Source organism: Mycobacterium sp. NGS51, from assembly GCF_059812525.1.
This window is the reverse complement of sequence record NZ_JCALCV010000016.1, coordinates 36805-60167: the sequence shown is the minus strand read 5'-3', so window position 1 is coordinate 60167 and position 23363 is coordinate 36805. Positions and strand designations below refer to the sequence as shown.

Here is a 23363-nt window from a genome sequence, read left to right as displayed (position 1 = left end):
CGGTCGACAGCGCGGGACGGATGTCGCAGGTTGGTGATGTGCAGGTCACATTGCGAACTCGCAAGCGACGTGCCACACAGGATGCGGCGGAATACGCCTTCCTGTCAGTAGCGTTAAGCAAACTAATCAGCGCAATTCGGTCCAACGGAAGCGAGAGAATCATGACGGTGTTAGGCGCCGTGGTGTTCGGCGGACTCTTGGCCCTTGGCGTGTTGTGGCTACTGGTGACCGCTCCGGCGAACGAGGCTCAAGAGGCCTGGGATGACTCCCAACGACAGGTGCGTTCGAACTCGGCCAGCACCTCGGCGAATGCGGTCGGATCGAGTTCTTGGCTGTTGACCCATTCATCGCAGAAGTAGGTGTCCGCGTAGCGGTCTCCGCTGTCGGCCAGGAGCGTGACCACTGAGCCGGAGCGGCCGTCGGCGACCATCTCGGCGAGTAGTCCGAACGCCCCCCACAAGTTGGTTCCGGTCGAGGCGCCCACCCGTCGCCCCAGTACTGCGCTGGCATGGCGCGCCGCCGCAATCGATGCGGCATCGGGCACCGATACCATTCGGTCGACCACTCCGGGCAAAAACGACGGTTCGACGCGCGGCCGGCCGATCCCTTCGATGCGCGACGACGCGCTGATGACGACGTCGTAGTGGTCGTTGGCGTAGGCCGGATAGAACGCGGAGTTCTCCGGGTCGACCACACAGAGTCCGGTGGCATGCCGCCGGTAGCGGATGTATCGCCCGATGGTCGCGCTGGTCCCGCCGGTGCCCGCCCCGACCACGATCCAATCCGGAATCGGATGCTTCTCGTCGCGCATCTGGACATAAATCGACTCGGCGATGTTGTTGTTGCCGCGCCAGTCGGTAGCCCGCTCGGCGTTGGTGAATTGATCCAGATAGTGCCCGCCGGTCTCTCGGGCCACCTGTTCGGCCTCGGCGTATACCTGACTTGATCGCTGCACGAAATGGCAACGCCCACCTTGTGATTCGATCAATGCAATTTTGGACGCACTGGTCGATTCGGGCATGACCGCGACGAACGGTAGGCCCAGCAGCGCCGCGAAATAGGCCTCTGACACCGCTGTCGATCCCGAGGATGCCTCCACCACCGTGGTGTCCTCGCCGATCCAGCCATTGCACAGGGCGTAGAGGAACAGCGACCGCGCCAGCCGATGCTTGAGGCTGCCGGTGATATGCGTCGTCTCGTCCTTGAGATACAGCGCGACGTCGGCGTCGTCGCACCACGCCGCCGGGAGGGGATACCGCAGCAGGTGAGTATCGGCGCTGCGCCGCGCGTCGGCCTCGATCAGCCGGATCGCATTGTCGGTCCAGCCGCGTGGTCGGTTGTGAGCCGCGACCCGCGCCGGCTGGCTCAACGCACCGAATAGCTGGGCTGCGACCTGCCTCGGTCGCTATGCGAGTTGTGGCCACCGGTCGGTGCCGCGATCAGCGTCAGCAAGGTTGCCTCGGGCCGGCAGCAGAACCGCACCGGCGCAAACGGCGACGTACCGATCCCGGCCGAGACGTGCAATCGCATGCTCGCGCCCCAGCGCGACGCCCCCTTGGCGCGGGACCGGTCCAGACCCGAATTGGTCACCAGCGCACCGTAGAACGGCAGGCATAGTTGCCCCCCGTGGGTGTGGCCGGCCATCACCAGTTGGTAGCCGTCGGCGGCGAAGCGGTCCAATACGCGCGGCTCCGGCGAATGGGTCAGGCCCAGCCGCAGGTTGGCCGCCGGGCTGGCCGGACCGGCAATCGTCTCGTAGCGGTCGCGGCCGATGTGCGGATCGTCCACGCCGGCCGCCGCGATATGCAGCCCCGCCACCTCGAATTCGCGACGGTTGTGGGTGAGGTCCAACCAGCCCCGCTCGGTGAACGCCGCCCGCAGATCCTGCCAGGGCAGCGGTTGACCATGCACGCGATGGCCCGGGTTCGTCAGATAGTTCATCGGGTTCTTCGGGCGCGGCCCGAAGTAGTCGTTGCTGCCGAAGACGAACACCCCGGGCAGGCTCAGTAGATCGCCCAGGCTTTGCACCACCGCGGGCACCGCTTTGGGGTGGGCCAGGTTGTCGCCGGTGTTGACGACCAGGTCAGGCTCCCAGGCGGCCAGCTCGCGCAGCCACCCTTGCTTGCGGCGCTGGCTCGGCCGCATGTGCAGATCGCTGATGTGCAGCACTCGCAGCGGCGACGAGCCCGGCGTCAACACCGGCATGGTCAGCTCGCGCAGCACGAACGCGTTGCGCTCGATGAGCGAGGCATAACCGATCCCGGCGGCGGCCGATCCGAGCGCGACAGCACCTGTGGTTTTCAAGAGAGGCGAAGCAGCAGGCATGTCGGAAGCCTACTGCGGCTCGGCTAGTTGGTGGTGACCCGCTGCGCCCGGCTTCGCCGCGCTTGCGACCACCACGGCCACGTAGTGGTGACCCGCTGCTACGGCGGCGGCGGCGGTGGCTCGCCCGGCGGCGGCGCCAGCAGCGGAATGGTGATCGGCGGCAATCCCGGGATCTCGATGACTTGTGAGCCGATCGGCACCGGCGCACCTTCGGGTGGCGGCGGAGGTGCCGGCGGGACGCCGTTACTGGTCTGGATAGTGACCACGGCGCCCGGGATGGTCTGGCCGTTCGGCGAAGTCCCGACCACCTCCCCGTACTTGGCCGTGCTGTTGACCGACGCGGGTTGATCGGCGACCTGGAAACCGGCTTCCTTCAATCGCTGTCGCGCCCCATCGACGTCCAGACCCACGACGCTGGGAACGCGTGAGCCAGGGCCGCCGTCGACGTAGCGCGGATCGGTCGGCGGCAGCTTCACGTCGCCGAAATTGGTGGCGATCGGTTTCATCGCAGTGAACCAGGTGCGGGCTGGCTCATTGCCGCCGTACAAGTTGCCGTCGCCGCAGCGACGGAGCGGAGACGAGCACAGGTCGGATGGCGAGGTCGAGTCGTCGTAGATGTAGTTGGCCGCCGCGTACTGGTTGGTGAAGCCCAAAAAGCCCGACGACCGGTGCGCCTCGGTGGTGCCGGTCTTGCCCGACATCGGCAGAGTCCAGCCCGCGGCGCCCGCCGATCCCGACGCGGTGCCGCCGGCCTGCGAGTCCTTGCTCAACGCATTGGCAAGCGTATTGGCCAGGCCCTCGGGCACCACCTGCTCGCAGGCTTCGGTGGTGACGGCGACCTCGTTGCCATCGCGGTCGATCAGCTTGTCGATCGGGTTGGCCGGGCACCACTTGCCGCTGGAGGCGAGCGTCGCCGCGACATTCGACAGCTCCAGCGCGTTGAGCTCGAACGGGCCCAGGGTGAACGACCCGATGTTCTGCCGCTTGATGAAATCGGCCAGGCTCTCGTTGCTGTCCGGGTCGTAGTCGCGCGCGGTTCCGGGATCAGCGTAAGAACGCAACCCGAGTTTGACCGCCATATCCACCGTGCGCGGCACCCCCACCAGCTGGATCAGCTTGGCGAACGCGGTGTTCGGCGAAGTCGCCAGCGCGTCGGTCACGTTCATCGAACCTCGGTAGTTGCCGGCGTTGACCACGCACCAGGTTTCCTTGGGGCAGCCCTTGGCGCCGCCGCTGCCCATGCCCTTGGCCTGAAAGCTGCCCGGCACCTCCAGTTGCATGTTGATGCCCATGCCCATTTCGAGCGCGGCAGCAGTGGTGAAGACCTTGAAGATCGACCCGGCGCCGTCGCCGACCAGAGAAAAGGGCTGTGGCCGCATGGTCTCCCCGGCGTCGGTGTCCAGCCCGTATCTGCGGTTGCTGCCCATTGCCAGCACGCGGTGGGAGTCTTTGCCCGGCTTGACCACGCTCATCACGCTGGCGATTCCGTTGAGGTCCGGGCTGGCGGACGCGTCGATCCCCTGCTTGACCGAGGCCTGCACGTCGGGGTCCAGCGTGGTGCGGATCAGATAACCGCCCCGGGCCACCTGTTCCTTGCTGATCCCGGCCCGGGCCAGATACGCCTGCACATAGTCACAGAAGAACGCTCGATCGCCCGCGGCGATGCAGCCGCGCGGTAACTCGTTGGGCTGCGGCAAGATTCCCAACGGCTCTGCCTTGGCCGCGCGCAACGCGTCAGCTTCTTTGGGCAGGTTCTCGATCATGGTGTCCAACACCAAGTTCCGCCGGGCCAGCGCGCCATCGGGATTGGTATACGGATTGAGCGTGCTGGTGGACTGCACCAATCCGGCCAACAGCGCAGCCTGTTGCCAGTTCAGCTCTGAGGCGTTCACCCCGAAATAGGTTTGCGCGGCGTCCTGCACGCCGAACGCGTTGTTCCCGAAGGACACCAGGTTCAGATAGCGGGTCAAGATCTCCGACTTGGTGAAGGTCTTGTCCAGCGTGAGCGCCATCCTGATCTCGCGCAGCTTGCGCGCCGGCGTCGTCTCGACGGCAGCGCGCTTCTCTGCATCGGTCTGCGCGACCACCAGCAGTTGATAGTTCTTCACATACTGTTGCTCGATCGTCGAACCGCCGCGAGTGTCGAGGTCGCCCGATGCGTAGCCGGCCAGCCCCGTCAGCGTGCCCTGCCAGTCCACGCCGTTGTGCTCGGCAAACCGCTTGTCCTCGATCGAGACGATTGCCAGCTTCATGGTGTTGGCGATCTTGTCGCTGGTTACTTCGAAGCGGCGTTGCGAATACAACCAGGCGATCGTGTTGCCTTTGACGTCGACCATCGTGGTCACCGCGGGGACGTCTCCCTCGAGCAGTTGGGCCGACCCGTTGGCAACGACCTCCGACGCCCGATTGGACGCCAATCCGACCCCGCCGACCAGTGGAAATAGTAGTGCTGCGACGAGGACCCCGGCCAGCAGACAGCACCCTGCGAGCTTGGCGACCGTCATCGCGGTCGGGGGTCGCTCGGGCTCTGGCATGGCTACTAGACTAGCGGCGCCGCGACGCGTGTCATCTGGAGTGGTCTATGCGAATAGTTGCGTCGGCGTAACAGTTCAGCGCCCTATCAGGCCGCTCTCAGGTGTCCCTCAGGGTCCGTCGACCAGCGCAAATCGGCTTTTCATGATCGGACGGCACACTTGTGCCAAAAAAGCCGGTATCAGACTGTTGCGCAATTGGTACCTGACCACCTAACTTATACGGACAGTGAGATACAGGTAACACTGACGGACTTGGTGTGGCGTAGGTCGCAGGACGATCTGTATCAGGAGCGGGGGCCGTCGTCGTGGCGGCCGGCGAGAAGGGGAACGCTGGTGGCGGATACACGGACGACGGCGCGCAGGACGAGCACGGTACCAAGTCAACCGTCGCTCTATCGGGCGGATTCCGAGGCACGGATCGCCTGGGTTTCCAAGGCTCTGTGCCGGGCCGCCGACCCGGACGAGCTTTTCGTCCGCGGCGCCGCGCAGCGCAAAGCTGCAGTGATCTGTCGGCACTGTCCCGTCATGCTGGAATGCGGCGCGGATGCCTTGGATAACCGCGTCGAGTTCGGCGTCTGGGGTGGGATGACCGAACGCCAGCGGCGGGCGCTCCTCAAGCAGCACCCGGACGTCGTGTCGTGGGCCGACTTCTTCGCTGCGCAACGCAAGCATCGCAGCGCTGGCTAAGTCCGGATATTGGACGTCCGGATTTTGGACGCCAACTAGCGCGTCAGCTTGCTGCCGCCGTCATCTGATCGGCGATGGCGCGCAGCGCCTCCAGATCCGAAACGTCGAACGGCAGTGACGGCACACCGACGATCGCAACGTGGGGGTTGGCGCCGGTAAATCGTGACAACAACCGGATTTCCCGCTTGGAGATCGACGCGCGGTCGGCATGGATGCGCAATACCGCTGTGGCGAGGGCAACGTCGTTACCCTCTGGTGCGCTCTCGAGTGTCTCGGCGCCGTCGATGGCCCGCTCCACCGGCAACGAACACAACATCGGATGCGTCCGGTTCAAGATGAGGCCGGCCAGCGGCATGCGCTCCTCGGACAGCCGATCGACGAAGAACGACGCTTCGCGCAGCGCGTCCGGTTCGGCCGCCGACACCACCACGAACTGGGTGCCGCGCCGCTTCAGCAGCGCATAGGTACGGTCCGCCTTCTCCCGGAAGCCACCGAAGGTGGCGTCCAGCGACTGCACGAATCCCGCGGCATCGGAAAGCATCTGAGAGCCCAGGACGGTCGACAGCGCCTTCATCGCCAGGCCGACGGCACCGGTGACCAATCGCCCGATACCGCGCCCCGGGCCGAGCAGCAACCGCCACAGTCGGCTATCCATGAAGCTGCCCAACCGTTTCGGTGCGTCCAAGAAGTCCAACGCATTGCGCGACGGCGGGGTGTCGACCACGACCAGGTCCCAGCGGTCCTGGCTCAACAACTGGCCGAGCTTTTCCATCGCCATGTACTCCTGGGTGCCGGCGAGCGAAGTAGCGACTGTCTGGTAGAACTGGTTGTCCAAAATCGCTTGCGCCCGTTCGGGTCCGGAGTACTGCAGCACCATTTCGTCGAAGGTGCGGCGCATGTCGAGCATCATCGCGTAGAGCTGCCCGGGCACCTCGGGCGCCAGCGGTACGCGTTGCGGCGAGTTGCCAAGATCATTGATCCCCAACGCCTGCGCCAGTCGTTTGGCCGGGTCGATGGTCAGCACCACCACCGTGCGGCCGTACTCGGCGGCGCGCAGCGCCATCGCCGCGGCAGTGGTGGTCTTGCCGACCCCGCCGGCCCCGCAGCACACCACCACCCGGTTGGCGGTGTCGGCCAAGATCGTGGCCATATCCAAAGTCGGTGGTGTGGTACTCATCGAACTCCTTGCTCGGCAAGTGTCTCGGAGAGCTCGTAAAGACTGCCGAGGTCGACGCCGTCGGCGATCGTCGGGAGTTCCAGCCGCGGCACCTGCAACTCGTCGAGTTGCTCCGCGGCCGCGGCGCGGGCGGTGATCCGGGTGGCGTGTTGGATGGTCTCCGTCAGCAGGCCGGCGAAGTCGCTGTCGCTGAGATTGATTCCAGCCGTGGCCAATCCGGATCGCACGGCGTCGGCGTCGATGTCGCCTTCGGCGGCTTTGGCCAGGTCGTCGGGCTGCAGGTAGGCCGCGATGTTTCGGTTGACGATCACACTGCCGATCGGCAGCTGCAGCTCCTGCAGTTCGTCTATCGCCTCCATCGTTTCCTGCATCGGCAGCGCCTCCAGCAGCGTCACCAGGTGGATCGCGGTCTGGTCGGAGTGCAGCAGCCGGACCACGCCGTCGGCCTGCGAGTGCACGGGTCCGCCCTTGGCCAGATCGGAGACCGCCTTGGTGACGTCCAGGAAGCGCGCGATACGACCAGTCGGCGGTGCGTCGACGACGATCGCGTCATAAACCGGGTTCTTGGTGCCCTTGTTCATGCGGATCACCGACTCCTTGATCTTGCCGGTCAGCAGCACGTCCCGCAGGCCCGGCGCGATCGTCGTCGCGAACTCGACGGCGCCGATGCGTCGCATTGCCCGTCCGGCGATCCCGAGGTTGTAGAACATGTCCAGGTATTCCAGGAATGCCGCCTCGATATCTATCGCCAGCGCATTGACCTGGCCGCCGTGCTCGGCGGTCGCGATCTTGAGTTCCTTGTAGGGCAGCGGAGGAACATCGAAGAGTTGCGCAATCCCTTGGCGCCCTTCGACTTCGACAAGCAGCACCTTGCGCCCGCCGGACGCCAGAGTCAGCGCGAGCGCGGCGGCGATTGTCGACTTGCCGGTGCCGCCTTTGCCGGTCACGAAATGCAGCCGGGCCTTCTCCAGGCGCGATGGCCAGCCGATGGAAGTCCCGCCGCTCGGTGTGGTCGCCACCAAAGCATGCTAACCAACAGGCGTTGTCACCTGACCGATAAGCTCGGGCTATGACCCAACCGACCGCCTGGGAGTACGCGACCGTCCCGCTGCTGACGCACGCCACCAAACAAATCCTGGACCAGTGGGGCGCCGACGGCTGGGAGCTGGTGTCGGTGCTCCCGGGACCGACCGGTGAGCAACACGTCGCATACCTGAAACGCCCGAAGTGAGCGCTTCGGCCCGGCTCGGGCAGTTGGGTATCGAGCTGCCCGACGTAGTGAAGCCGCTGGCCTCCTATGTTCCGGCGGTGCGCACCGGCAACCTGGTCTACACCTCGGGCCAGTTGCCGATGCAGGCCGGCACGCTGACACAGACCGGCAAGGTCGGCGCGGAGGTCAGTCCGGAGGAGGGCAAGGCGCTGGCGCGGGTATGCGCACTCAACGCGTTGGCCGCGGTGGATTCACTGGTGGGTATCGACTCGGTGACCCAGGTCGTCAAGGTGGTCGGCTTCGTCGCCTCCGCGCCGGGGTTCAACGGCCAGCCCGGCGTCGTCAACGGCGCGTCGGATCTGCTTGGCGACGTGTTCGAGGACCGCGGCGCGCACGCCCGGTCGGCGGTCGGGGTCTCCGAGCTGCCGTTGAATGCGCCGGTGGAAGTCGAGTTGGTGGTGCAGGTCGGGTAGCGACTTGTTGACCCACCCTGCATACGGACAATTGCGGCCGGTCACCGACACCGCGTCGGTGCTGTTGGCCGATAACCCCGGCAAGATGACGTTGGAGGGCACCAACACCTGGGTGCTGCGCGGACCGCGCAGCGACGAGGTGGTGGTCATCGATCCAGGACCCGACGACGACGAGCACATCGGCCGTGTTGCGGAGCTCGGCCGGGTTGCGCTGGTCCTGATCAGCCACCGGCACGGCGACCACACCGACGGCATCGACAAGTTGGTCGAGGCAACCGGCGCCACGGTGCGCTCAGTCGGCAGCGGATTCCTGCGCGGCCTCGGCGGTCACCTGACCGACGGCGAGGTGATCGAGGCTGCCGGCGTGACGATCAAGGTATTGGCAACGCCGGGGCACACCGCCGACTCGGTGTCGTTTGTCCTCGAGGACGCGGTGCTCACCGCGGACACCGTACTGGGCCGCGGCACCACCGTCATCGACAAGGAAGACGGCAACCTGGCCGACTACCTCGACTCGCTGCGGAGGCTACAAGGCCTGGGCGCCCGCACCGTGCTACCCGGCCACGGGCCGGATCTGCCTGACCTGGCGGCGGTTGCCGAGGAGTATCTCGCCCACCGGGAGCAGCGACTGGCGCAAATACGCGCGGCGCTGCGCGATCTCGGCGACGACGCCACGCTGCGTCAGGTCGTCGAACACGTCTACGTCGACGTCGACCAGGAACTCTGGGATGTTGCCGAGTGGTCCGTGCAGGCGCAGCTGGACTATCTACGGCGTTGAGATTGCGGGTAGGGCTGTGAATCCGTCGAGATCACGACCCTGGAGGCAATCTCAACGTCACCGCGCGCGCCTGGCCAATCGCTCCGAGTCGGAGATCAGCACGCTTTTGCCCTCCAGGCGAATCCAGCCCCGGTGGGCGAAATCGGCCAGCGCTTTGTTGACGGTCTCCCGCGACGCGCCGACCAGCTGGGCGATCTCCTCCTGAGTCAGATCGTGGGTGACCCGCATTGCGCCACCTTCCTGAGTGCCGAAACGCTGAGCGAGCTGCAGCAATTGCTTGGCAACCCGGCCCGGCACGTCGGTGAAGATGAGGTCAGCGAGGTTGTTGTTGGTGCGGCGCAACCGGCGGGCCAGTACCCGCAGCAACTGCTCGGCGATTTCGGGACGATCGGCGATCCAGGCCCGCAGCGCGTCGCGGTCCATCGACACCGCCCGCACCTCGGTGATCGTTGTCGCGCTGGAGGTCCGCGGCCCCGGGTCGAAGATCGAAAGCTCTCCGAACATGTCGGACGGGCCCATGATGGTCAGCAAGTTCTCCCTGCCGTCTGGGGACCGGCGGCCGATCTTGACCTTCCCGGCAACGATGATGTACAGCCGGTCGCCCGGCTCCCCTTCCGCGAAAACGGTGTGCCCGCGGGGGAAGTCGACGGGCTGCAATTGCTTGGTCAGCGCTGCGACGGCGCTGGGTTCGACCCCCTGGAAGATTCCGGCCCTCGCCAGGATCTCGTCCACGTTGCCCCTTAGCTGTTCGAATTACTGTGTTACGCGCAAGCGCCCGACTCGCACCTTGGCGCTGTACCAACTTATGCGGTTAGTGACATGAGTCTAGAGGCCAGCCGTTAACTCGACGTGCCAACGCTACACACGATTGGCATGTCGGGGCGGCTCAAATTGCCGATTCGCCCGGGAATGCCGATGGCGGCCGGCGTGTGCGGACGGGGCGACGGCATAGTCGGCGCCGCTGGACCCGCGCACCGGATCGTCGATGCGCTCACCGCGCCGGCGGTGCAGGCCGTCGAGCGCCTCGGGCATGCCTTCGCGGGCCAGCGTGCCCATATCGGCGGCGTCGGCCTGCTCGAGAAACTCCGCGACGTCACGGGCGGTAAGTGTGTCGTCGACCAAGCCCGATTCCAGGCGTTGCAAGCCGAAGGTCGCCAACATCAGCAACCCCGGGATGAAGGCCACTAGCAACCACGACACAAGGAGCAAGTAAACACGGCAAAGGTCTCATCGGGATCACAAAATTCAGTGGATATTCACCCAAGTACTCTGTCGGACGTGACAGTGGGCAAGCCCGCACGCGGCGCTGCGCCGCCCGCCGCCGCCTCGGACCGGCGGTGGGCCGCGGAGACACCCCTGGGTTTGGTTCGACGTGCCCGCCGGATGAACCGCAAACTGGCCCAAGCCTTTCCGCATGTCTACTGCGAGCTGGACTTCACCACGCCGCTGGAACTGACGGTGGCCACCATCCTCTCGGCGCAGAGCACCGACAAGCGGGTCAACCTGACCACGCCGGCGTTGTTCGCCCGGTACAAGACCGCGATCGATTACGCCCGCGCCGACCGCACCGAACTGGAAGAGCTGATTCGTCCGACCGGCTTCTATCGCAACAAGACCTCGTCATTGATCGGCCTGGGGCAGGCGCTGGTTGAGCGGTTCGACGGCGAGGTGCCGGCCACAATGGCCGAGCTGGTCACCCTGCCCGGGGTGGGACGCAAAACCGCCAATGTCATCCTGGGCAACGCCTTCGATATCCCCGGCATCACGGTCGACACGCACTTCAAGCGGCTGGTCGGGCGGTGGCGGTGGACGGCTGAGGAAGACCCGGTGAAAATCGAGCACGCCGTCGGCGAACTGATCGAGCGCGACGAGTGGACGCTGCTCAGCCACCGGGTGATCTTCCACGGCCGCCGGGTATGCCACGCCCGCAAACCGGCCTGCGGTGTGTGTGTGCTGGCCAAGGACTGCCCCTCGTTCGGGACCGGTCCGACCGACCCGCTGATCGCAGCGCCCTTGGTCCAGGGCCCGGAAACCGAACATCTGCTGGCGCTGGCCGGGTTGTAACCCCGCCACACCACCACGCCGTCATGACCGCCCGGACCCGCTGGACCGTCGCGATTCTGGTCGTGGTCGCGGCGCTGCTGGCCGCGCTGGTCGCCGAACTGCGTGATCACCGCGATGCCCCGCCGGCCCCGTCGACGAGCGGCCCGAGCCGCGAGCACCGCGACGCCGACACCCCCGCGGCGCTGGCCGGGCCGCGGCAACGCGCCGATCTGCCCCAGTGTCCGGCCGCCGGTGACAACGCCGGTCCGCCGGCGCTGCGTGATGTCACCGTGGAATGCGCAGCCGACGGCTCGGCCGTCGATGTCGGCCGCGCGCTGGCCGGACGCCGGGTGGTGCTGAACCTGTGGGCGTATTGGTGTGAGCCGTGTAAGGCCGAGCTGCCCGCGATGGCCGAGTACCAGCGACGGGTCGGGCCGGACGTAACGGTCGTGACCGTGCACCAGGACGAGAACGAGACGGCGGCCCTGCTGCGGCTGGCGCAGTTGGGTGTGCGGTTGCCGACTCTGCAGGACGGTCGCCGGCGGATCGCGGCCGCGTTGCGGGTGCCGAATGTGATGCCCGCGACGGTGGTGCTGGCCGCGGACGGTAGCGTTGCCCAGAGCTTGCCGCGGGCTTTCGCCACCGCCGACGAAATCGCGGCTGCGGTCGGAGATCATGCATGATGAGCCAGGCTGGCGCCCTGAGGCGGGGGTCCCCCCGCTTGAGGGGGCGAGCCGGGCAATTGGACCACACCAGGGAGGCGCCGGTGAGCGCTGCGGTTCCGCTGACGCCCGAGCTCGGGCCGCCCTGGCTGCGCCCATTGGTCGACAACGTGGGCGAGGTACCGGAGGCCTTCCGGCGCCGGCTGCCCGCCGACGTCCTTGCGCTGGTCACCGCGGCGAAGGCGACGGCGGTGTTGCGCGGTGACGGGCGCGAAGCCGCGGTGCTGGTGCTGTTCTCCGGCCCGCAATCGGGCCCGGCCGGCAGGTTCCCCGACGAAGCCGACCTGTTGGTCACCGTGCGGGCCTCCACATTGCGTCACCATGCGGGCCAAGCAGCGTTTCCCGGTGGCGCGTCCGATCCCGGCGACGACGGACCGGTGGCCACCGCCTTGCGAGAAGCGCACGAAGAAACCGGAATCGACATCGGCCGGCTGCATCCACTGGCCACATTGGAACGAACGTTTATCGCGCCGTCGGGTTTTCACGTCGTCCCGGTGTTGGCGTATTCTCCTGACCCCGGCCCGGTGGCAGTGGTCGACGAGGCCGAAACCGCAATCGTTGCGCGAGTCCCGGTGCGCGCTTTCGTCAATCCGGCCAACCGGCTGATGGTCTATCGCAGCGCGTTGCACCGGCGCTTCGCCGGCCCGGCATTCTTGTTGAACGAAATGCTGGTGTGGGGCTTCACTGGCCAGGTGATCTCCGCGATGCTGGATGTCGCCGGCTGGGCGCAGCCCTGGGACACCAGCGACGTCCGCGAACTCGACGAGGCCATGGCCCTGGTCGGCGATGAGGGTGGTGCATGATGACCCCGTCACAGTGGATCGACATCGCCGTCCTCGCAATCGCCTTTGTCGCGGCTATCTCGGGTTGGCGCTCAGGCGCTTTGGGCTCACTGCTGTCGTTCGTCGGAGTGCTGCTCGGCGCGGTCGCCGGAGTGCTGCTGGCGCCGCACATCGTCAGCTACATCATGGCTCCGCGCGCCAAGCTGTTCGCTGCGCTGTGCCTGATCCTCGGGCTGGTTGTCATCGGTGAGGTCGCCGGTGTAGTGCTGGGCCGGGCGGTGCGCGGGGCGATCCGCAGCCGCATCATCCGCTTCTTCGACTCGATCATCGGCGTGGCGGTGCAGCTGGTTGTGGTGCTCGTCGCAGCCTGGCTGCTGGCGACTCCGCTGACGTCGTCGTCGGGGCAGCCCAGTCTCGCTGCGGCGGTGCGTGGTTCGCGGGTGCTGGCCGAAGTCAACCAGGTTGCGCCGCCCTGGCTGCAGACGGTGCCCAAGCGGCTGTCGTCGCTGCTGGACACCTCCGGTCTTCCGCAAGTGCTGGGGCCGTTCGGCCGAACCCCGGTTGTCGCGGTCCCGACGCCCGATGCGGCACTGGCCGGCAACCCGGTGGTGGCCGCAACCGAGCCCAGTGTGGTCAAGATCCGCGCGATCGCGCCCAGCTGCCAGAAGGTGTTGGAGGGCAGTGGATTCGTGCTCTCGCCAGATCGGGTCATGACTAATGCCCACGTGGTGGCGGGCGCGAACAACGTCACAGTGGAGGTCAGCGGCAACCCGTACGATGCCACGGTGGTGTCCTACGACCCCACCGTCGACATCGCTATTCTGGCGGTCCCAAACCTGCCGCCGGGGCCGCTGGCCTTTGCCAGTGCCCCGGCCAAGGGTGGCACCGACGCCGTGGTTCTGGGCTACCCCGGCGGGGGTGGTTTCGTGGCGACCCCGGCCCGGGTCCGCGAGATCATCGAGCTGTCCGGCCCGGACATCTACCGCGACGCCAACGTCAACCGCGAGGTGTACACGATCAGAGCCACTGTGGAGCAAGGTAATTCGGGCGGTCCGCTGATCGACATGAACGGCAAAGTGCTCGGGGTCGTCTTCGGGGCGGCGGTCGACGACAACGACACCGGATTCGTGCTGACCGCCAAAGAGGTGAGCAGTCAGCTCGCTCAGATCGGCGACACCGCCCCGGTCGCCACCGGCTCCTGCGTCAGCTGAGTCCGCTGCCGTACACCTGCTGCAGAAACCCCATCAGGTGACTGTTGACTTCCTGCGGCGCCTCTTCATGGCTGAAATGCCCTGCCCCGGAAATGGTTACGTAACCACCGTGGGGGGCATAGCGCCGGGTCCGCTCGACCGGATCGGCCAGCACGTAGGGGTCGGTGCCGCCGCGAACGTGCAATAGCGGAACGTTGGTGCCTCTGCTCATCGACCTCATGAACCGGCGGCCCTCGTCGCGTAGCTGGCTGCGCACCGCCCAGCGCTGATACTCCAGCGCGGAGTGCGCCGCCGACGGGATCTGGATCGCCTGCCGCAGGTGGCCGATCGTTTCGGAAAAGTCTTCGGATGCAGTCCATTTGGCGCTGGCGCGGCTGCGCACCAAGTGTTCGATCTCGGCGGCGTCGTGCCGGGTCAGCGATCGCTCCGGCCACATCGGCACCTGGTAACGCAGCAGCGACGGCAGCAGCGCGCGAGCTTGCTCTCTGCAGGTCAGCGCCGAGGCGCGCAGCGCGGCGGGGTGGGGTGAGCTGATTACCGCGATCGCCCGGACCAGCCGGGAGTGCAGCACCGAGGTGGCCCAGCAGACCAGTCCGCCGTCGGCGTGGCCGACCAGGGTGGCCGACGAATGCCCGAGCGCGCGGATCAACCCGGCCGTGTCGCCGGCAAGCGTCCAACCATCGTAGCCTCGGGGCGGTTTGTCGCTGCCGCCATAGCCCCGCAGATCCACGGCGACCGCGCGCACGCCGGTCAAGCCGCGCAACTGATGACGCCAGGACAGCCAGAATGAGCCGAAGCCGTGCAACATGATCACCAGCGGCCGCGCTGTCTGCGGGGTGGCCGCATCGCGCTCGGGCGGGACTGCCTCGACGACGTGAAAGCGGATCCCGTTGGCGTGCACGTCCAGATGGCGCCATGGCCCGTCGATACGGGTGACCGACGGATCCGGTGCTGCCATTTACCAGCCCGAGGGGTCGGCAGGGGTGCCGCCCGGCGCGAGCTGTCCCGTCGTGCCGTCAGATTTGTCGTGGCCCGGGGTGAAAGCGGCGCGGGTCTCCTTGACCGATTCGATGGTCTGCTGCGGTCCGCGGATGCGGCGGACTTTCAGAAAACCGAACAGCGCCAGCAGGGCGGTGAAGATAACCATGATGCCGAACACGATCAGGAACGCGACCCAGCGCCATAACCAGGTATCGAGCAGTTCGGCGACGAAGAAGAAGAAAAAGAAGGTCGAGTAGAACAGCACCACCAGCGCCGAGATGAAGAAGACGCTGCCGGTCAGGCCTTTTTTGACGTCGCGGGTGATCTCAGCGCGGGCCAGTTCGACTTCGGCGCGTACCAGCGTCGACATCTGAGTTGTCGCGTCCTTGACCAGCTCGCCGATTGACGGCTCGACGGGCAGCGCATGCGGGTCGGTCAACGGAATCGTGGTGAGGGTGTTGGGCACCCCGTCCTTGCCGCCGTTACCACCGGCCTTCTTGCGGTCTGGCTTGCTCACGGACGGTCCCTCCCGGTTCGCTGTTGTCGCGGTTCATGTTGCCATGCGGTCCGGTGCCAGACGAGCGCAACCGAGATGGTCAGGACAGGACAGCCGCTGGACGGCCCCGACCACGTTAGACTGACGCAGCCCTTCCGGATTCGCGACAGGAGTAGCACTTTGCAGACAACGCATTGTCGGCTACTTCGTGTGGGGACCGTAGCGGCGGTTGCCGCCCTGGTGTGCCTGGTCGGTCTACGCGCCGCCAGCGCGGTGGCCGACGACAGGGTGCCGATCGGCGGCGGCGCCGGCATCGTCATCGACGGGGACTCGCTGTGCACGTTGACCAGCATCGGCAACGACAACACCGGCGCACTGATCGGTTTCACCTCCGCGCACTGTGGTGGTCCGGGCGCCCAGGTCGCCGCCGAAGCGGCGCAGAATCGCGGCACGTTGGGCACCATGGTGGCCGGCAACGACATTCTCGATTACGCGGTCATCCGGTTCGATCCGGCCAAGGTGATACCAGTCGCCGACCTGGGCGGGTTCACGATCAACGGCATCGGCCCCGATCCGGCCGCCGGTCAGATCGCCTGCAAGCAGGGCCGCACCACCGGCAACTCCTGCGGCGTCGTCTTCGGACCCGGCCAGGACCCGGGCACCCTGGTCATGCAGGTGTGCGGGCAACCGGGTGACTCGGGCGCACCGGTCGTCGTCGACGATCTGCTGGTGGGGATGATCCACGGCGCCTTCAGCGAAGCCCTGCCGACCTGCGTCATCAAATACATTCCGCTGCACACCCCCGCGACGGTGGTGTCGATCAACGCTGTGTTGGCCGACCTCGCCGCCAAGGGCCGCCCGGGCGCCGGATTCGTCCCCGTCTCGGCCAGCCCGGCTGCTTAGCCCGTTTGCCCGCCTCCTCCTCCGGCCGTTCCGGCCTGCATCGTCAGCGGGCGGCGGCTACTTAGCCGCCCGGATCGCGTCGAACACGTCCGGGTCGAGCAGCGTCGAGGTGTCTCCGAGTTCCCGCTTCTCGGCGATGTCGCGCAGCAACCGGCGCATGATCTTGCCGCTGCGGGTTTTCGGCAACTCGGGCACCACGTGAAGTTCGCGTGGCCGGGCGATCGGCGAGATCGTCCGCGCCACCTCGCCGCGCAGCTCCTCGATGATCTTTTCGTCGACGGTTTCGGGTTGGTCGGCCTGTAGTACGACGAAAGCGCAAATCGCTTGCCCGGTGGTGTCGTCGGTGGCTCCGACCACCGCGGCCTCGGCGACTCCGGAGTGGCCGACCAACGCCGACTCCACCTCGGCGGTGGAGATCCGGTGTCCGGACACATTCATCACGTCGTCGATGCGACCCACCACCCAGATGGCGCCATCCGGGTCATAGCGAGCGCTGTCTCCGGTGAAGTACCAGCCCTGTTTGGCGAACTTGGACCAATAGGTTTCGCGGTAGCGGTCCGGATCGCCCCAGATGCCGCGCAGCATGCCCGGCCACGGCTGGTCCATCACCAAATAGCCAGTGACATGCTCGCCTTCGTCTGTCGACGGCGGCGTGAGCGCATTGCCGTCGTCGTCGACGATCTTGGCCGAGATGCCCGGCAGCGGTGTCATCGCCGAACCCGGTTTGGCTGCGGCCACACCGGGTAGCGGCGAGATCATCGAGGCGCCGGTTTCGGTCTGCCACCAGGTGTCCACCACCGGGGTGCGGTCGGCGCCGATGACGGTGCGATACCAACGCCAGGCTTCGGGGTTGATCGGCTCGCCGACCGATCCCAGCAGCCGCAGGCTGGACAGGTCATGCGCGTCGGGAATCTCGCGGCCCCACTTCATGAAGGTGCGGATCAACGTGGGTGCGGCGTAATAGATGGTGACTCCGCGCTTTTCGATGACCTCGAAGTGGCGGTGCTGGGTGGGTGTGTCGGGTGTGCCTTCGTAGATGACCTGGCTGACGCCGTTGGACAAGGGGCCGTAGACGCTGTAGGTGTGCCCGGTGACCCAGCCGATGTCGGCGGTGCACCAGAACACGTCGGTGTCGGGCTTGATGTCGAAGATGCTGTGGTGGGTGTAGGACGTCTGGGTGAGGAACCCTCCGCTGGTGTGCATGATGCCCTTGGGCTTACCGGTGGTGCCCGAGGTGTACAGCAAGAACAGCGGATGTTCGGCGTCGAAAGCTTCCGGAGTATGTTCGGCCGCCGCGGAGTCGACGACGTCATGCCACCAGAGATCCCGACCTTCGGTCCACGGCACGTCGATCCCGGTACGCCGGACCACCAGCACATGCTCGACGGGGCTGTCGGCGCCGATCGCTTCGTCGGCCGCCTCCTTCAGCGGTGCCGGCTTGCCGCGCCGGAACTGGCCGTCGGCGGTGATTAGCAGCTTGGCTTCGGCGTCGGCGATCCGGGCGCCCAGCGCCTTAGCAGTGAACCCGGCGAACACGACGCTGTGCATGATGCCCAGCCGTGCGCAGGCCAACATCGCGATGATTGCCTCGGGGATCATCGGCAGGTAGATCGCGACCCGGTCGCCGGCGACCAGGCCCAGCTTGCTGAGCGCGTTGGCGGCCTTGCAGACCTGCGCGTGCAGCTCTGCGTAAGTGAGCTCGCGGCTCTCGTCGACCGGTTCGCCTTCCCAGTAGATAGCGGTCCGGTCGCCGTGGCCGGCGTCGACGTGGCGGTCCAGGCAGTTGTAGGCGACGTTGAGCCGGCCGCCGACGAACCACTTGGCGAACGGCGCTTCCGACCAATCCAGCACCTGCTCGAATGGCGTTGCCCAGGACAGCCGGTTGGCCTGCTTGGCCCAGAACGCCAGCCGGTCCTGCTCGGCCTCGCGGTAGTCGTCGTCGCCGACGTTCGCGTGTGCCGCGAACTCGTCCGGCGGCGGGTATGACGACGGCGCCTCGGCATGCGTTTCGGTCACTCCTGAGAGCCTAATCGCGTTGGCGCCGCAGCCGCAGGCTCTAGGGTCGGCGTCATGGTTCGTGCGGCGACGGCGCTCTTCATGGCCATCGCCGCGCTGGCGGCGCTCGCCGGCTGCGGCGGGGCCGCGGTGCGCACCGACGTGGTGATGGTCAACGCCGGCGAGCCGCAGAACCCGCTGATCCCGACCAACACCAACGACAGCAACGGCGGGCGCATCATCGACCGGCTGTTCGCCGGCCTGATGTCCTACGACGCCCAGGGCACACCGTCATTGGAGGTTGCTCAGTCGGTCGACACCACCGATAACGTCAACTACCGCATCACGCTCAAACCGGGGTGGACCTTCACCGACGGATCTCCGGTGACCGCGCACTCCTTTGTCGACGCCTGGAACTACGGCGCACTGACCACCAACGCACAGCTGCAGCAGAGCTTCTTCAGCCCGATCGCAGGTTTCGACGAGGTCGCTGCCGACACGCCGACCGCGACCACGATGTCCGGCCTGCACGTGGTCAACGACCACGAATTCACCGTCCGGCTCAAGGCGCCGACCATCGACTTCACACTGCGGCTTGGGTTTTCACCGTTTTACCCGCTACCGCAAGCAGCGTTCGACGACATCGCGGCTTTTGGGCAGCATCCCGTCGGCAACGGTCCCTATCAGCTTGTCGAGGGATACGCCTGGCAACACAACGTCAAACTCGACCTGGTGCCCAACCCCGCCTACCACGGCAACCGCATGCCGCAGAACAAGGGGCTGCGCTTCGTCTTCTACGCGAATCTCGACACCGCCTATGCGGATCTATTGTCGGCCAATCTCGATGTGCTGGACACCATTCCACCCAGTGTGCTGCCGGTCTACCGCAAAGACCTTGGCGACCGGGCGGTCAGCGCGCCGGCGGCAAGTAACCGGGCTCTCGACACGCCGCTACGGTTGGCCCATTTCGGCGGAGAGGAGGGCCGGCTGCGCCGGCTCGCGCTGTCTGCGGCGATCAACCGTCCGCAGATCTGCCGGCAGTTCTTCGCCGGAACATGTTCGCCCGCCCGCGAATTCACGGCCAGTTCGCTGCCTGGATTCGACCCGAACATCGACGGCAGCGAGGCATTGAATTTCGATCCGGACCGGGCGCGACGGCTGTGGTCACAGGCCGACGCCATCTCATCGTGGACGGGTCAGTACGCAATCGCCTACAACGCCGACGGCGGTCATCAGGAGTGGGTGGACGCGGTGGCCAACAGCATCAAGAACGTGCTGGGCATCGACGCCGCCGGTGCGCCGCAGCCCACCTTCGCGGGGTTTCGCACCCAGATCACGCGTCGCACGATCACCACCGCCTTCCGCGCCGGCTGGCAAGGGGACTATCCGTCGATGCTGCAGTTCCTCGAGCCGCTGTTCGTCACCGCGGCCGGATCCAACGACGTGGGTTATTCCAACCCGGCGTTCGACACAGCGATGGCTGACGCCGAAGCCGCGCCGACCCTGCCGCAATCCCATGCGCTGACCAACGCAGCGCAGCGAATCCTGTTGCGCGACATGCCCACCGTACCGTTGTGGTACACCATCGCCGTCGCAGGCAGGTCACCAGCGGTCAGTAACGTCGCGCTCACCTGGAACGGTCTGCCCGACTACGAACGCATCGTCAAGGCCTGACATGGGTTGGTACATCGCCCGTCGTGTGGCCGCCATGATCCCGGTTTTCCTCGGCGCGACGCTGATGATCTACGGGATGGTTTTCCTGCTGCCCGGTGACCCACTGGCCGCATTGGGCGGGGACCGGCCGCTGAGCCCCGCGGTGGCCGCGCAGCTGCGCGCCCAATACCATCTCGACGACCCGTTCGTGCTGCAGTATTTGCATTACCTCGGCGGCATCCTGCGCGGCGACCTGGGCCGCGCTTACTCCGGGCTGCCGGTCAGCACCGTTCTGGCACAAGCATTTCCGGTAACCATCCGGCTTGCGCTGATCGCACTGGCTGTCGAGGCGGTGCTGGGTATCGGGTTCGGGGTGATCGCCGGGTTGCGCCGGGGCGGGGTTTTCGACGCTGGCGTGCTGATCGCCAGCCTGGTTATCGTCGCGGTCCCGATTTTCGTGCTCGGCTTTTTGGCGCAGTTCGTGTTCGGCGTTCGGTTGGGCTTCGCGCCGGTGACCGTGGGTGATCAGGCGACGTTGGGTCGACTGCTGCTGCCCGGCATCGTGCTGGGTTCGGTGTCGTTCGCCTACGTGGTGCGGTTGACCCGTTCGGCGGTGGCCGCCAACGCGCACGCCGATTATGTGCGCACCGCCACCGCCAAGGGGTTGTCGCGGCCGCGGGTGGTGACGGTGCACATCCTGCGCAATTCACTGATCCCGGTGGTGACATTCCTGGGCGCTGACCTTGGTGCGCTGATGGGTGGAGCGATCGTCACCGAGGGCATCTTCAACATCCACGGTGTCGGCGGTGTGCTCTATCAGGCGGTCACCCGCCAGGAAGCGCCGACGGTGGTGTCGATCGTGACGGTGCTGGTGGTCATCTATCTGATCACCAATCTGTTGGTGGATCTGCTCTACGCCGCGCTGGACCCCAGGATCCGCTATGGCTGACCGTGAAGACCTCGGGGCAAGCGGCTTCTGGCGCGACACCTGGCGAGAACTGCGCAGCCGGCCCAAGTTTCTCCTCGCTGCTGCGCTGATTCTGCTCGTCGGTGTCATGGCGGCGTTTCCGGCGCTGTTCACCGCCGCCGATCCCGGCTATGCCGATCCGAACCAGAGCCTGCTGGCGCCGTCTGGGGCGCATTGGTTCGGCACCGATCTGCAGGGCCACGACATCTACGCCCGCACGGTCTATGGCGCGCGCGCGTCGATCACCGTCGGGTTGGGCGCCACCGCGGGGGTGTTCTTCATCGGCGGGGCACTGGGGGCGCTGGCCGGCTTTTACGGCCGCTGGCTCGACGCGGTGGTCTCTCGGGTGGCCGACGTCTTCTTCGGAATCCCGTTGCTGCTGGCCGCCATCGTGCTGATGCAGGTGATGCATCACCGCACGGTGTGGAGCGTGATCGCGATCCTGGCTTTGTTCGGTTGGCCGCAGGTGGCACGGATTGCCCGCGGTGCCGTGATTGCGGTGCGGAACAGCGACTACATAGTGGCCGCAGAAGCATTGGGGCTGGGCAGGTTTGCGATACTCGTGCGCCACGCGCTGCCCAACGCCATCGGCCCGGTCATCGCGGTCGCCACCATCGCGTTGGGAATGTTCATCGTCACCGAGGCCACGCTGTCCTACCTGGGAGTCGGGCTGCCGCCTTCGGTGGTGTCGTGGGGCGGGGATATCAATATCGACCAGACCCGGCTGCGGGCCGGCTCACCGATCCTGTTCTATCCCGCGGGCGCGTTGGCGATCACGGTGTTGGCGTTCATGATGATGGGCGATGTCTTGCGGGATGCCCTCGACCCCGGCTCGCGGTCATGGCGAGCATGACCGCGCCGCTGCTGAGCGTGCAGGGCCTGGAAGTCAGGTTCGACGACGATGCTCCGGCGGTCCGGGACGTGGATCTGACGGTGCAGCGCGGCCAGACCGTCGCGATCGTCGGCGAGTCCGGATCAGGAAAGTCCACCACCGCCGCAGCCATTCTGGGGCTACTGCCCGGAGGCGGGCGGATCACCGCAGGCCGCATCGTCTTCGACGGTCTCGACATCACCGCCGCCGACCGGCGCCGCATCCGCTCGATCCGTGGCAGCGGCATCGGATATGTGCCGCAGGACCCGATGACCAACCTGAACCCGGTATGGAAGGTGGGCTTCCAGATCCGGGAGGCGCTGCGCGCCAACGACGTCGACGACAGCGACGCCGTACTGCTGCTCGAAGCGGTGGGTATGCCGGATCCGGTGACGCAGGCCAGGAGTTATCCGCATCAGCTGTCGGGCGGCATGTGCCAGCGCGCGCTGATCGCGATCGGGCTGGCTGGCCGCCCACAACTGCTGATCGCCGACGAGCCGACCTCGGCGCTGGACGTCACCGTGCAGCGCCGGGTGCTCGACCACCTGCAACGCCTGACCGGTGAATTGGGCACCGCGGTGCTGTTGATCACCCACGATTTAGCGCTGGCCGCCGAGCGCGCCGAGCACCTGATCGTCATGCACCGCGGCCTTGTTGTGGAAGCCGGCGCGGCGCAGACGGTCCTGCAAACTCCGCAGCATGACTACACCCGTCGACTGGTGGCCGCGGCCCCGTCGTTGCACCGGCCAGTCGAGCACAGCCACGCTGGAAGCGACGATGCGGTCGTGGTCAGCGGACTGACCAAAATCTTTCGGCAGTCGCACGGCGCCCCGTGGCGCAGGACGGAATTCCGCGCCGTCGACGATGTGTCGTTTCGGCTGCGACGCGGGTCCACGCTGGCGATTGCCGGCGAATCGGGATCGGGGAAATCCACGCTGGCCCGGATGATGCTCGGGCTGCTACCACCCACGTCCGGTGTGGTGACCTTCAACGGCCAAGACATCGCCGCACTGGACCGTCGTGCGACCTTGGCGTTTCGCCGTCGGGTCCAGCCGGTGTTCCAGAACCCGTACAGCAGTCTGGATCCGATGTACTCGGTGTTCCGCGCCATCGAGGAACCACTGCGGATTCACCGGATCGGCGATCGTCGCGGCCGCCGCGCGGCGGTGCGCGAGCTGGCCGACCAGGTGGCGTTGCCGTCCTCGCTGTTGGACCGGCGACCGCGCGAGCTGTCCGGCGGCCAGCGCCAGCGGGTCGCGATTGCCCGGGCGCTGGCGCTGCACCCTGAGGTGCTGGTCTGCGACGAGGCGGTGTCGGCGCTCGACGTCGTCGTGCAGGCGCAGATCCTGGATCTGCTCACCGAGCTGCAGGCCGAACTCGATCTGAGCTATGTGTTCATCAGCCACGATTTGGCGGTGATCCGGCAGATCGCCGACGAGGTCGTGGTGATGCGCGCCGGGCGGGTGGTGGAGCACGCGCCCACCGAAGTGTTGTTCACCCGTCCCCGGCATGACTACACCCGTGAGCTGCTGGCGGCGATCCCCGGCGCTTAAGG

At 66.6% G+C, this 23363-nt stretch carries 23 protein-coding genes; 13 read left to right on the top strand and 10 right to left on the bottom strand.

The genetic code is table 11. From position 1 onward, the window contains the following. Positions 1-247: 247 nt before the first annotated feature. The 3 genes from cds1 to ponA2 form a co-directional block, all read right to left on the bottom strand. Entirely contained in the window at positions 248-1369 is a 1122-nt protein-coding gene (gene cds1, locus AC5Y5W_RS18815) for an L-cysteine desulfhydrase Cds1 (protein WP_500022446.1), read from the bottom strand. Then, the gene (locus AC5Y5W_RS18810; protein ID WP_500022445.1) at positions 1366-2325 is read right to left on the bottom strand and encodes a metallophosphoesterase; all 960 of its coding nucleotides are present in this window, start codon (positions 2323-2325) and stop codon (positions 1366-1368) included. The genes cds1 and AC5Y5W_RS18810 overlap by 4 nt, the downstream gene beginning before the upstream one ends. Before the next feature lie 98 nt (positions 2326-2423). Then, the gene (gene ponA2, locus AC5Y5W_RS18805; protein ID WP_500022444.1) at positions 2424-4859 is read right to left on the bottom strand and encodes a transglycosylase/D,D-transpeptidase PonA2; all 2436 of its coding nucleotides are present in this window, start codon (positions 4857-4859) and stop codon (positions 2424-2426) included. 333 nt (positions 4860-5192) lie between these two features. Between ponA2 and AC5Y5W_RS18800 the strand changes: the two genes are divergently transcribed. Beyond that, complete coding sequence (locus tag AC5Y5W_RS18800; protein ID WP_499891537.1) at positions 5193-5546, top strand: WhiB family transcriptional regulator; 354 nt, start codon at positions 5193-5195, stop codon at positions 5544-5546. A gap of 43 nt (positions 5547-5589) precedes the next feature. On the opposite strand, the gene bagB is transcribed toward AC5Y5W_RS18800, so the two are convergent. Continuing rightward, positions 5590-6723 (bottom strand): ATPase BagB, encoded by a 1134-nt coding sequence (gene bagB / locus AC5Y5W_RS18795; protein WP_500022443.1) that lies wholly within the window; start codon positions 6721-6723, stop codon positions 5590-5592. Beyond that, entirely contained in the window at positions 6720-7745 is a 1026-nt protein-coding gene (bagA, locus tag AC5Y5W_RS18790) for an ATPase BagA (RefSeq protein WP_500022442.1), read from the bottom strand. Before bagA ends, bagB begins: the two co-directional genes overlap by 4 nt. A 47-nt stretch (positions 7746-7792) precedes the next feature. Between bagA and sp36 the strand changes: the two genes are divergently transcribed. The 3 genes from sp36 to AC5Y5W_RS18775 are packed head-to-tail and all read left to right on the top strand — an operon-like array spanning position 7793 to position 9184. Beyond that, on the top strand, positions 7793-7954 hold the full coding sequence (sp36, locus tag AC5Y5W_RS18785; RefSeq protein ID WP_099539648.1) for a Sp36 family protein: 162 nt from the start codon (positions 7793-7795) through the stop codon (positions 7952-7954). After that, positions 7951-8406, top strand: coding sequence for a RidA family protein (locus AC5Y5W_RS18780; RefSeq protein ID WP_500022441.1), 456 nt, complete (start codon positions 7951-7953; stop codon positions 8404-8406). Before sp36 ends, AC5Y5W_RS18780 begins: the two co-directional genes overlap by 4 nt. Further along, entirely contained in the window at positions 8366-9184 is an 819-nt protein-coding gene (locus AC5Y5W_RS18775; protein ID WP_500022440.1) for an MBL fold metallo-hydrolase, read from the top strand. Before AC5Y5W_RS18780 ends, AC5Y5W_RS18775 begins: the two co-directional genes overlap by 41 nt. Positions 9185-9241: 57 nt before the next feature. Here the strand turns inward: AC5Y5W_RS18775 and crp are convergent, their stop codons facing one another. Continuing rightward, positions 9242-9916, bottom strand: a complete 675-nt coding sequence (gene crp / locus AC5Y5W_RS18770; RefSeq protein ID WP_036362963.1) for a cAMP-activated global transcriptional regulator CRP — start codon at positions 9914-9916, stop codon at positions 9242-9244. Positions 9917-10042: 126 nt separating this feature from the next. Next, positions 10043-10345: a hypothetical protein gene (locus AC5Y5W_RS18765; protein WP_500022515.1), complete on the bottom strand. Its 303-nt coding sequence runs from the start codon at positions 10343-10345 to the stop codon at positions 10043-10045. 222 nt (positions 10346-10567) lie between these two features. Between AC5Y5W_RS18765 and nth the strand changes: the two genes are divergently transcribed. The 4 genes from nth to marP are packed head-to-tail and all read left to right on the top strand — an operon-like array spanning position 10568 to position 13942. Continuing rightward, entirely contained in the window at positions 10568-11248 is a 681-nt protein-coding gene (nth, locus tag AC5Y5W_RS18760) for an endonuclease III (RefSeq protein WP_500022514.1), read from the top strand. Positions 11249-11271: 23 nt separating this feature from the next. Beyond that, on the top strand, positions 11272-11910 hold the full coding sequence (locus tag AC5Y5W_RS18755) for a TlpA family protein disulfide reductase (protein ID WP_500022439.1): 639 nt from the start codon (positions 11272-11274) through the stop codon (positions 11908-11910). Then, a complete protein-coding gene (locus tag AC5Y5W_RS18750) occupies positions 11910-12752 on the top strand; it encodes an NUDIX hydrolase (protein WP_500022513.1) in 843 nt (280 codons plus the stop codon). Before AC5Y5W_RS18755 ends, AC5Y5W_RS18750 begins: the two co-directional genes overlap by 1 nt. Beyond that, complete coding sequence (gene marP / locus AC5Y5W_RS18745; protein ID WP_500022512.1) at positions 12752-13942, top strand: acid resistance serine protease MarP; 1191 nt, start codon at positions 12752-12754, stop codon at positions 13940-13942. The genes AC5Y5W_RS18750 and marP overlap by 1 nt, the downstream gene beginning before the upstream one ends. On the opposite strand, the gene AC5Y5W_RS18740 is transcribed toward marP, so the two are convergent. Further along, positions 13935-14900, bottom strand: coding sequence for an alpha/beta fold hydrolase (locus tag AC5Y5W_RS18740; RefSeq protein WP_500022438.1), 966 nt, complete (start codon positions 14898-14900; stop codon positions 13935-13937). The two genes, marP and AC5Y5W_RS18740, sit on opposite strands and share 8 nt — an antisense overlap. Beyond that, positions 14901-15440 carry a phage holin family protein gene (locus AC5Y5W_RS18735; protein ID WP_500022437.1) on the bottom strand — a complete coding sequence of 180 codons (540 nt, stop codon included), beginning with the start codon at positions 15438-15440 and terminating at the stop codon, positions 14901-14903. A gap of 159 nt (positions 15441-15599) precedes the next feature. On the opposite strand from AC5Y5W_RS18735, the gene AC5Y5W_RS18730 reads away from it, so the two are divergent. Further along, positions 15600-16322 (top strand): chymotrypsin family serine protease, encoded by a 723-nt coding sequence (locus AC5Y5W_RS18730; RefSeq protein WP_500022436.1) that lies wholly within the window; start codon positions 15600-15602, stop codon positions 16320-16322. Between the two features lie 57 nt (positions 16323-16379). On the opposite strand, the gene acs is transcribed toward AC5Y5W_RS18730, so the two are convergent. Then, positions 16380-18338, bottom strand: coding sequence for an acetate--CoA ligase (acs, locus tag AC5Y5W_RS18725; RefSeq protein ID WP_500013342.1), 1959 nt, complete (start codon positions 18336-18338; stop codon positions 16380-16382). Positions 18339-18392: 54 nt separating this feature from the next. Here acs and AC5Y5W_RS18720 point away from each other — a divergent pair, with 54 nt between their 5' ends. Genes AC5Y5W_RS18720 through AC5Y5W_RS18705 form a run of 4 tightly spaced genes read left to right on the top strand, consistent with a single transcriptional unit; the run spans position 18393 to position 23361 of the window. After that, positions 18393-19991, top strand: coding sequence for a peptide ABC transporter substrate-binding protein (locus tag AC5Y5W_RS18720; protein WP_500013343.1), 1599 nt, complete (start codon positions 18393-18395; stop codon positions 19989-19991). A gap of 1 nt (position 19992) precedes the next feature. Further along, complete coding sequence (locus AC5Y5W_RS18715) at positions 19993-20919, top strand: ABC transporter permease (RefSeq protein ID WP_500013344.1); 927 nt, start codon at positions 19993-19995, stop codon at positions 20917-20919. Continuing rightward, entirely contained in the window at positions 20912-21790 is an 879-nt protein-coding gene (locus tag AC5Y5W_RS18710) for an ABC transporter permease (RefSeq protein WP_500013346.1), read from the top strand. Before AC5Y5W_RS18715 ends, AC5Y5W_RS18710 begins: the two co-directional genes overlap by 8 nt. Beyond that, positions 21778-23361, top strand: coding sequence for a dipeptide ABC transporter ATP-binding protein (locus AC5Y5W_RS18705; RefSeq protein WP_500013348.1), 1584 nt, complete (start codon positions 21778-21780; stop codon positions 23359-23361). Before AC5Y5W_RS18710 ends, AC5Y5W_RS18705 begins: the two co-directional genes overlap by 13 nt. The last annotated feature ends 2 nt before the right edge of the window (positions 23362-23363 follow it).

What these genes read in the sequence shown, in the direction of transcription:
- AC5Y5W_RS18810 (WP_500022445.1), bottom strand. Translation starts at nt 2,325, where the DNA reads ATGCCTGCTGCTTCGCCTCTCTTGAAAACCACAGGTGCTGTCGCGCTC.
- ponA2 (WP_500022444.1), bottom strand. Translation starts at nt 4,859, where the DNA reads ATGCCAGAGCCCGAGCGACCCCCGACCGCGATGACGGTCGCCAAGCTC.
- bagB (WP_500022443.1), bottom strand. Translation starts at nt 6,723, where the DNA reads ATGAGTACCACACCACCGACTTTGGATATGGCCACGATCTTGGCCGAC.
- sp36 (WP_099539648.1), top strand. Translation starts at nt 7,793, where the DNA reads ATGACCCAACCGACCGCCTGGGAGTACGCGACCGTCCCGCTGCTGACG.
- AC5Y5W_RS18775 (WP_500022440.1), top strand. Translation starts at nt 8,366, where the DNA reads ATGCGCCGGTGGAAGTCGAGTTGGTGGTGCAGGTCGGGTAGCGACTTG.
- AC5Y5W_RS18765 (WP_500022515.1), bottom strand. Translation starts at nt 10,345, where the DNA reads ATGTTGGCGACCTTCGGCTTGCAACGCCTGGAATCGGGCTTGGTCGAC.
- nth (WP_500022514.1), top strand. Translation starts at nt 10,568, where the DNA reads ATGAACCGCAAACTGGCCCAAGCCTTTCCGCATGTCTACTGCGAGCTG.
- AC5Y5W_RS18755 (WP_500022439.1), top strand. Translation starts at nt 11,272, where the DNA reads ATGACCGCCCGGACCCGCTGGACCGTCGCGATTCTGGTCGTGGTCGCG.
- AC5Y5W_RS18750 (WP_500022513.1), top strand. Translation starts at nt 11,910, where the DNA reads ATGAGCCAGGCTGGCGCCCTGAGGCGGGGGTCCCCCCGCTTGAGGGGG.
- marP (WP_500022512.1), top strand. Translation starts at nt 12,752, where the DNA reads ATGACCCCGTCACAGTGGATCGACATCGCCGTCCTCGCAATCGCCTTT.
- AC5Y5W_RS18740 (WP_500022438.1), bottom strand. Translation starts at nt 14,900, where the DNA reads ATGGCAGCACCGGATCCGTCGGTCACCCGTATCGACGGGCCATGGCGC.
- AC5Y5W_RS18720 (WP_500013343.1), top strand. Translation starts at nt 18,393, where the DNA reads ATGGTTCGTGCGGCGACGGCGCTCTTCATGGCCATCGCCGCGCTGGCG.
- AC5Y5W_RS18715 (WP_500013344.1), top strand. Translation starts at nt 19,993, where the DNA reads ATGGGTTGGTACATCGCCCGTCGTGTGGCCGCCATGATCCCGGTTTTC.
- AC5Y5W_RS18710 (WP_500013346.1), top strand. Translation starts at nt 20,912, where the DNA reads ATGGCTGACCGTGAAGACCTCGGGGCAAGCGGCTTCTGGCGCGACACC.
- AC5Y5W_RS18705 (WP_500013348.1), top strand. Translation starts at nt 21,778, where the DNA reads ATGGCGAGCATGACCGCGCCGCTGCTGAGCGTGCAGGGCCTGGAAGTC.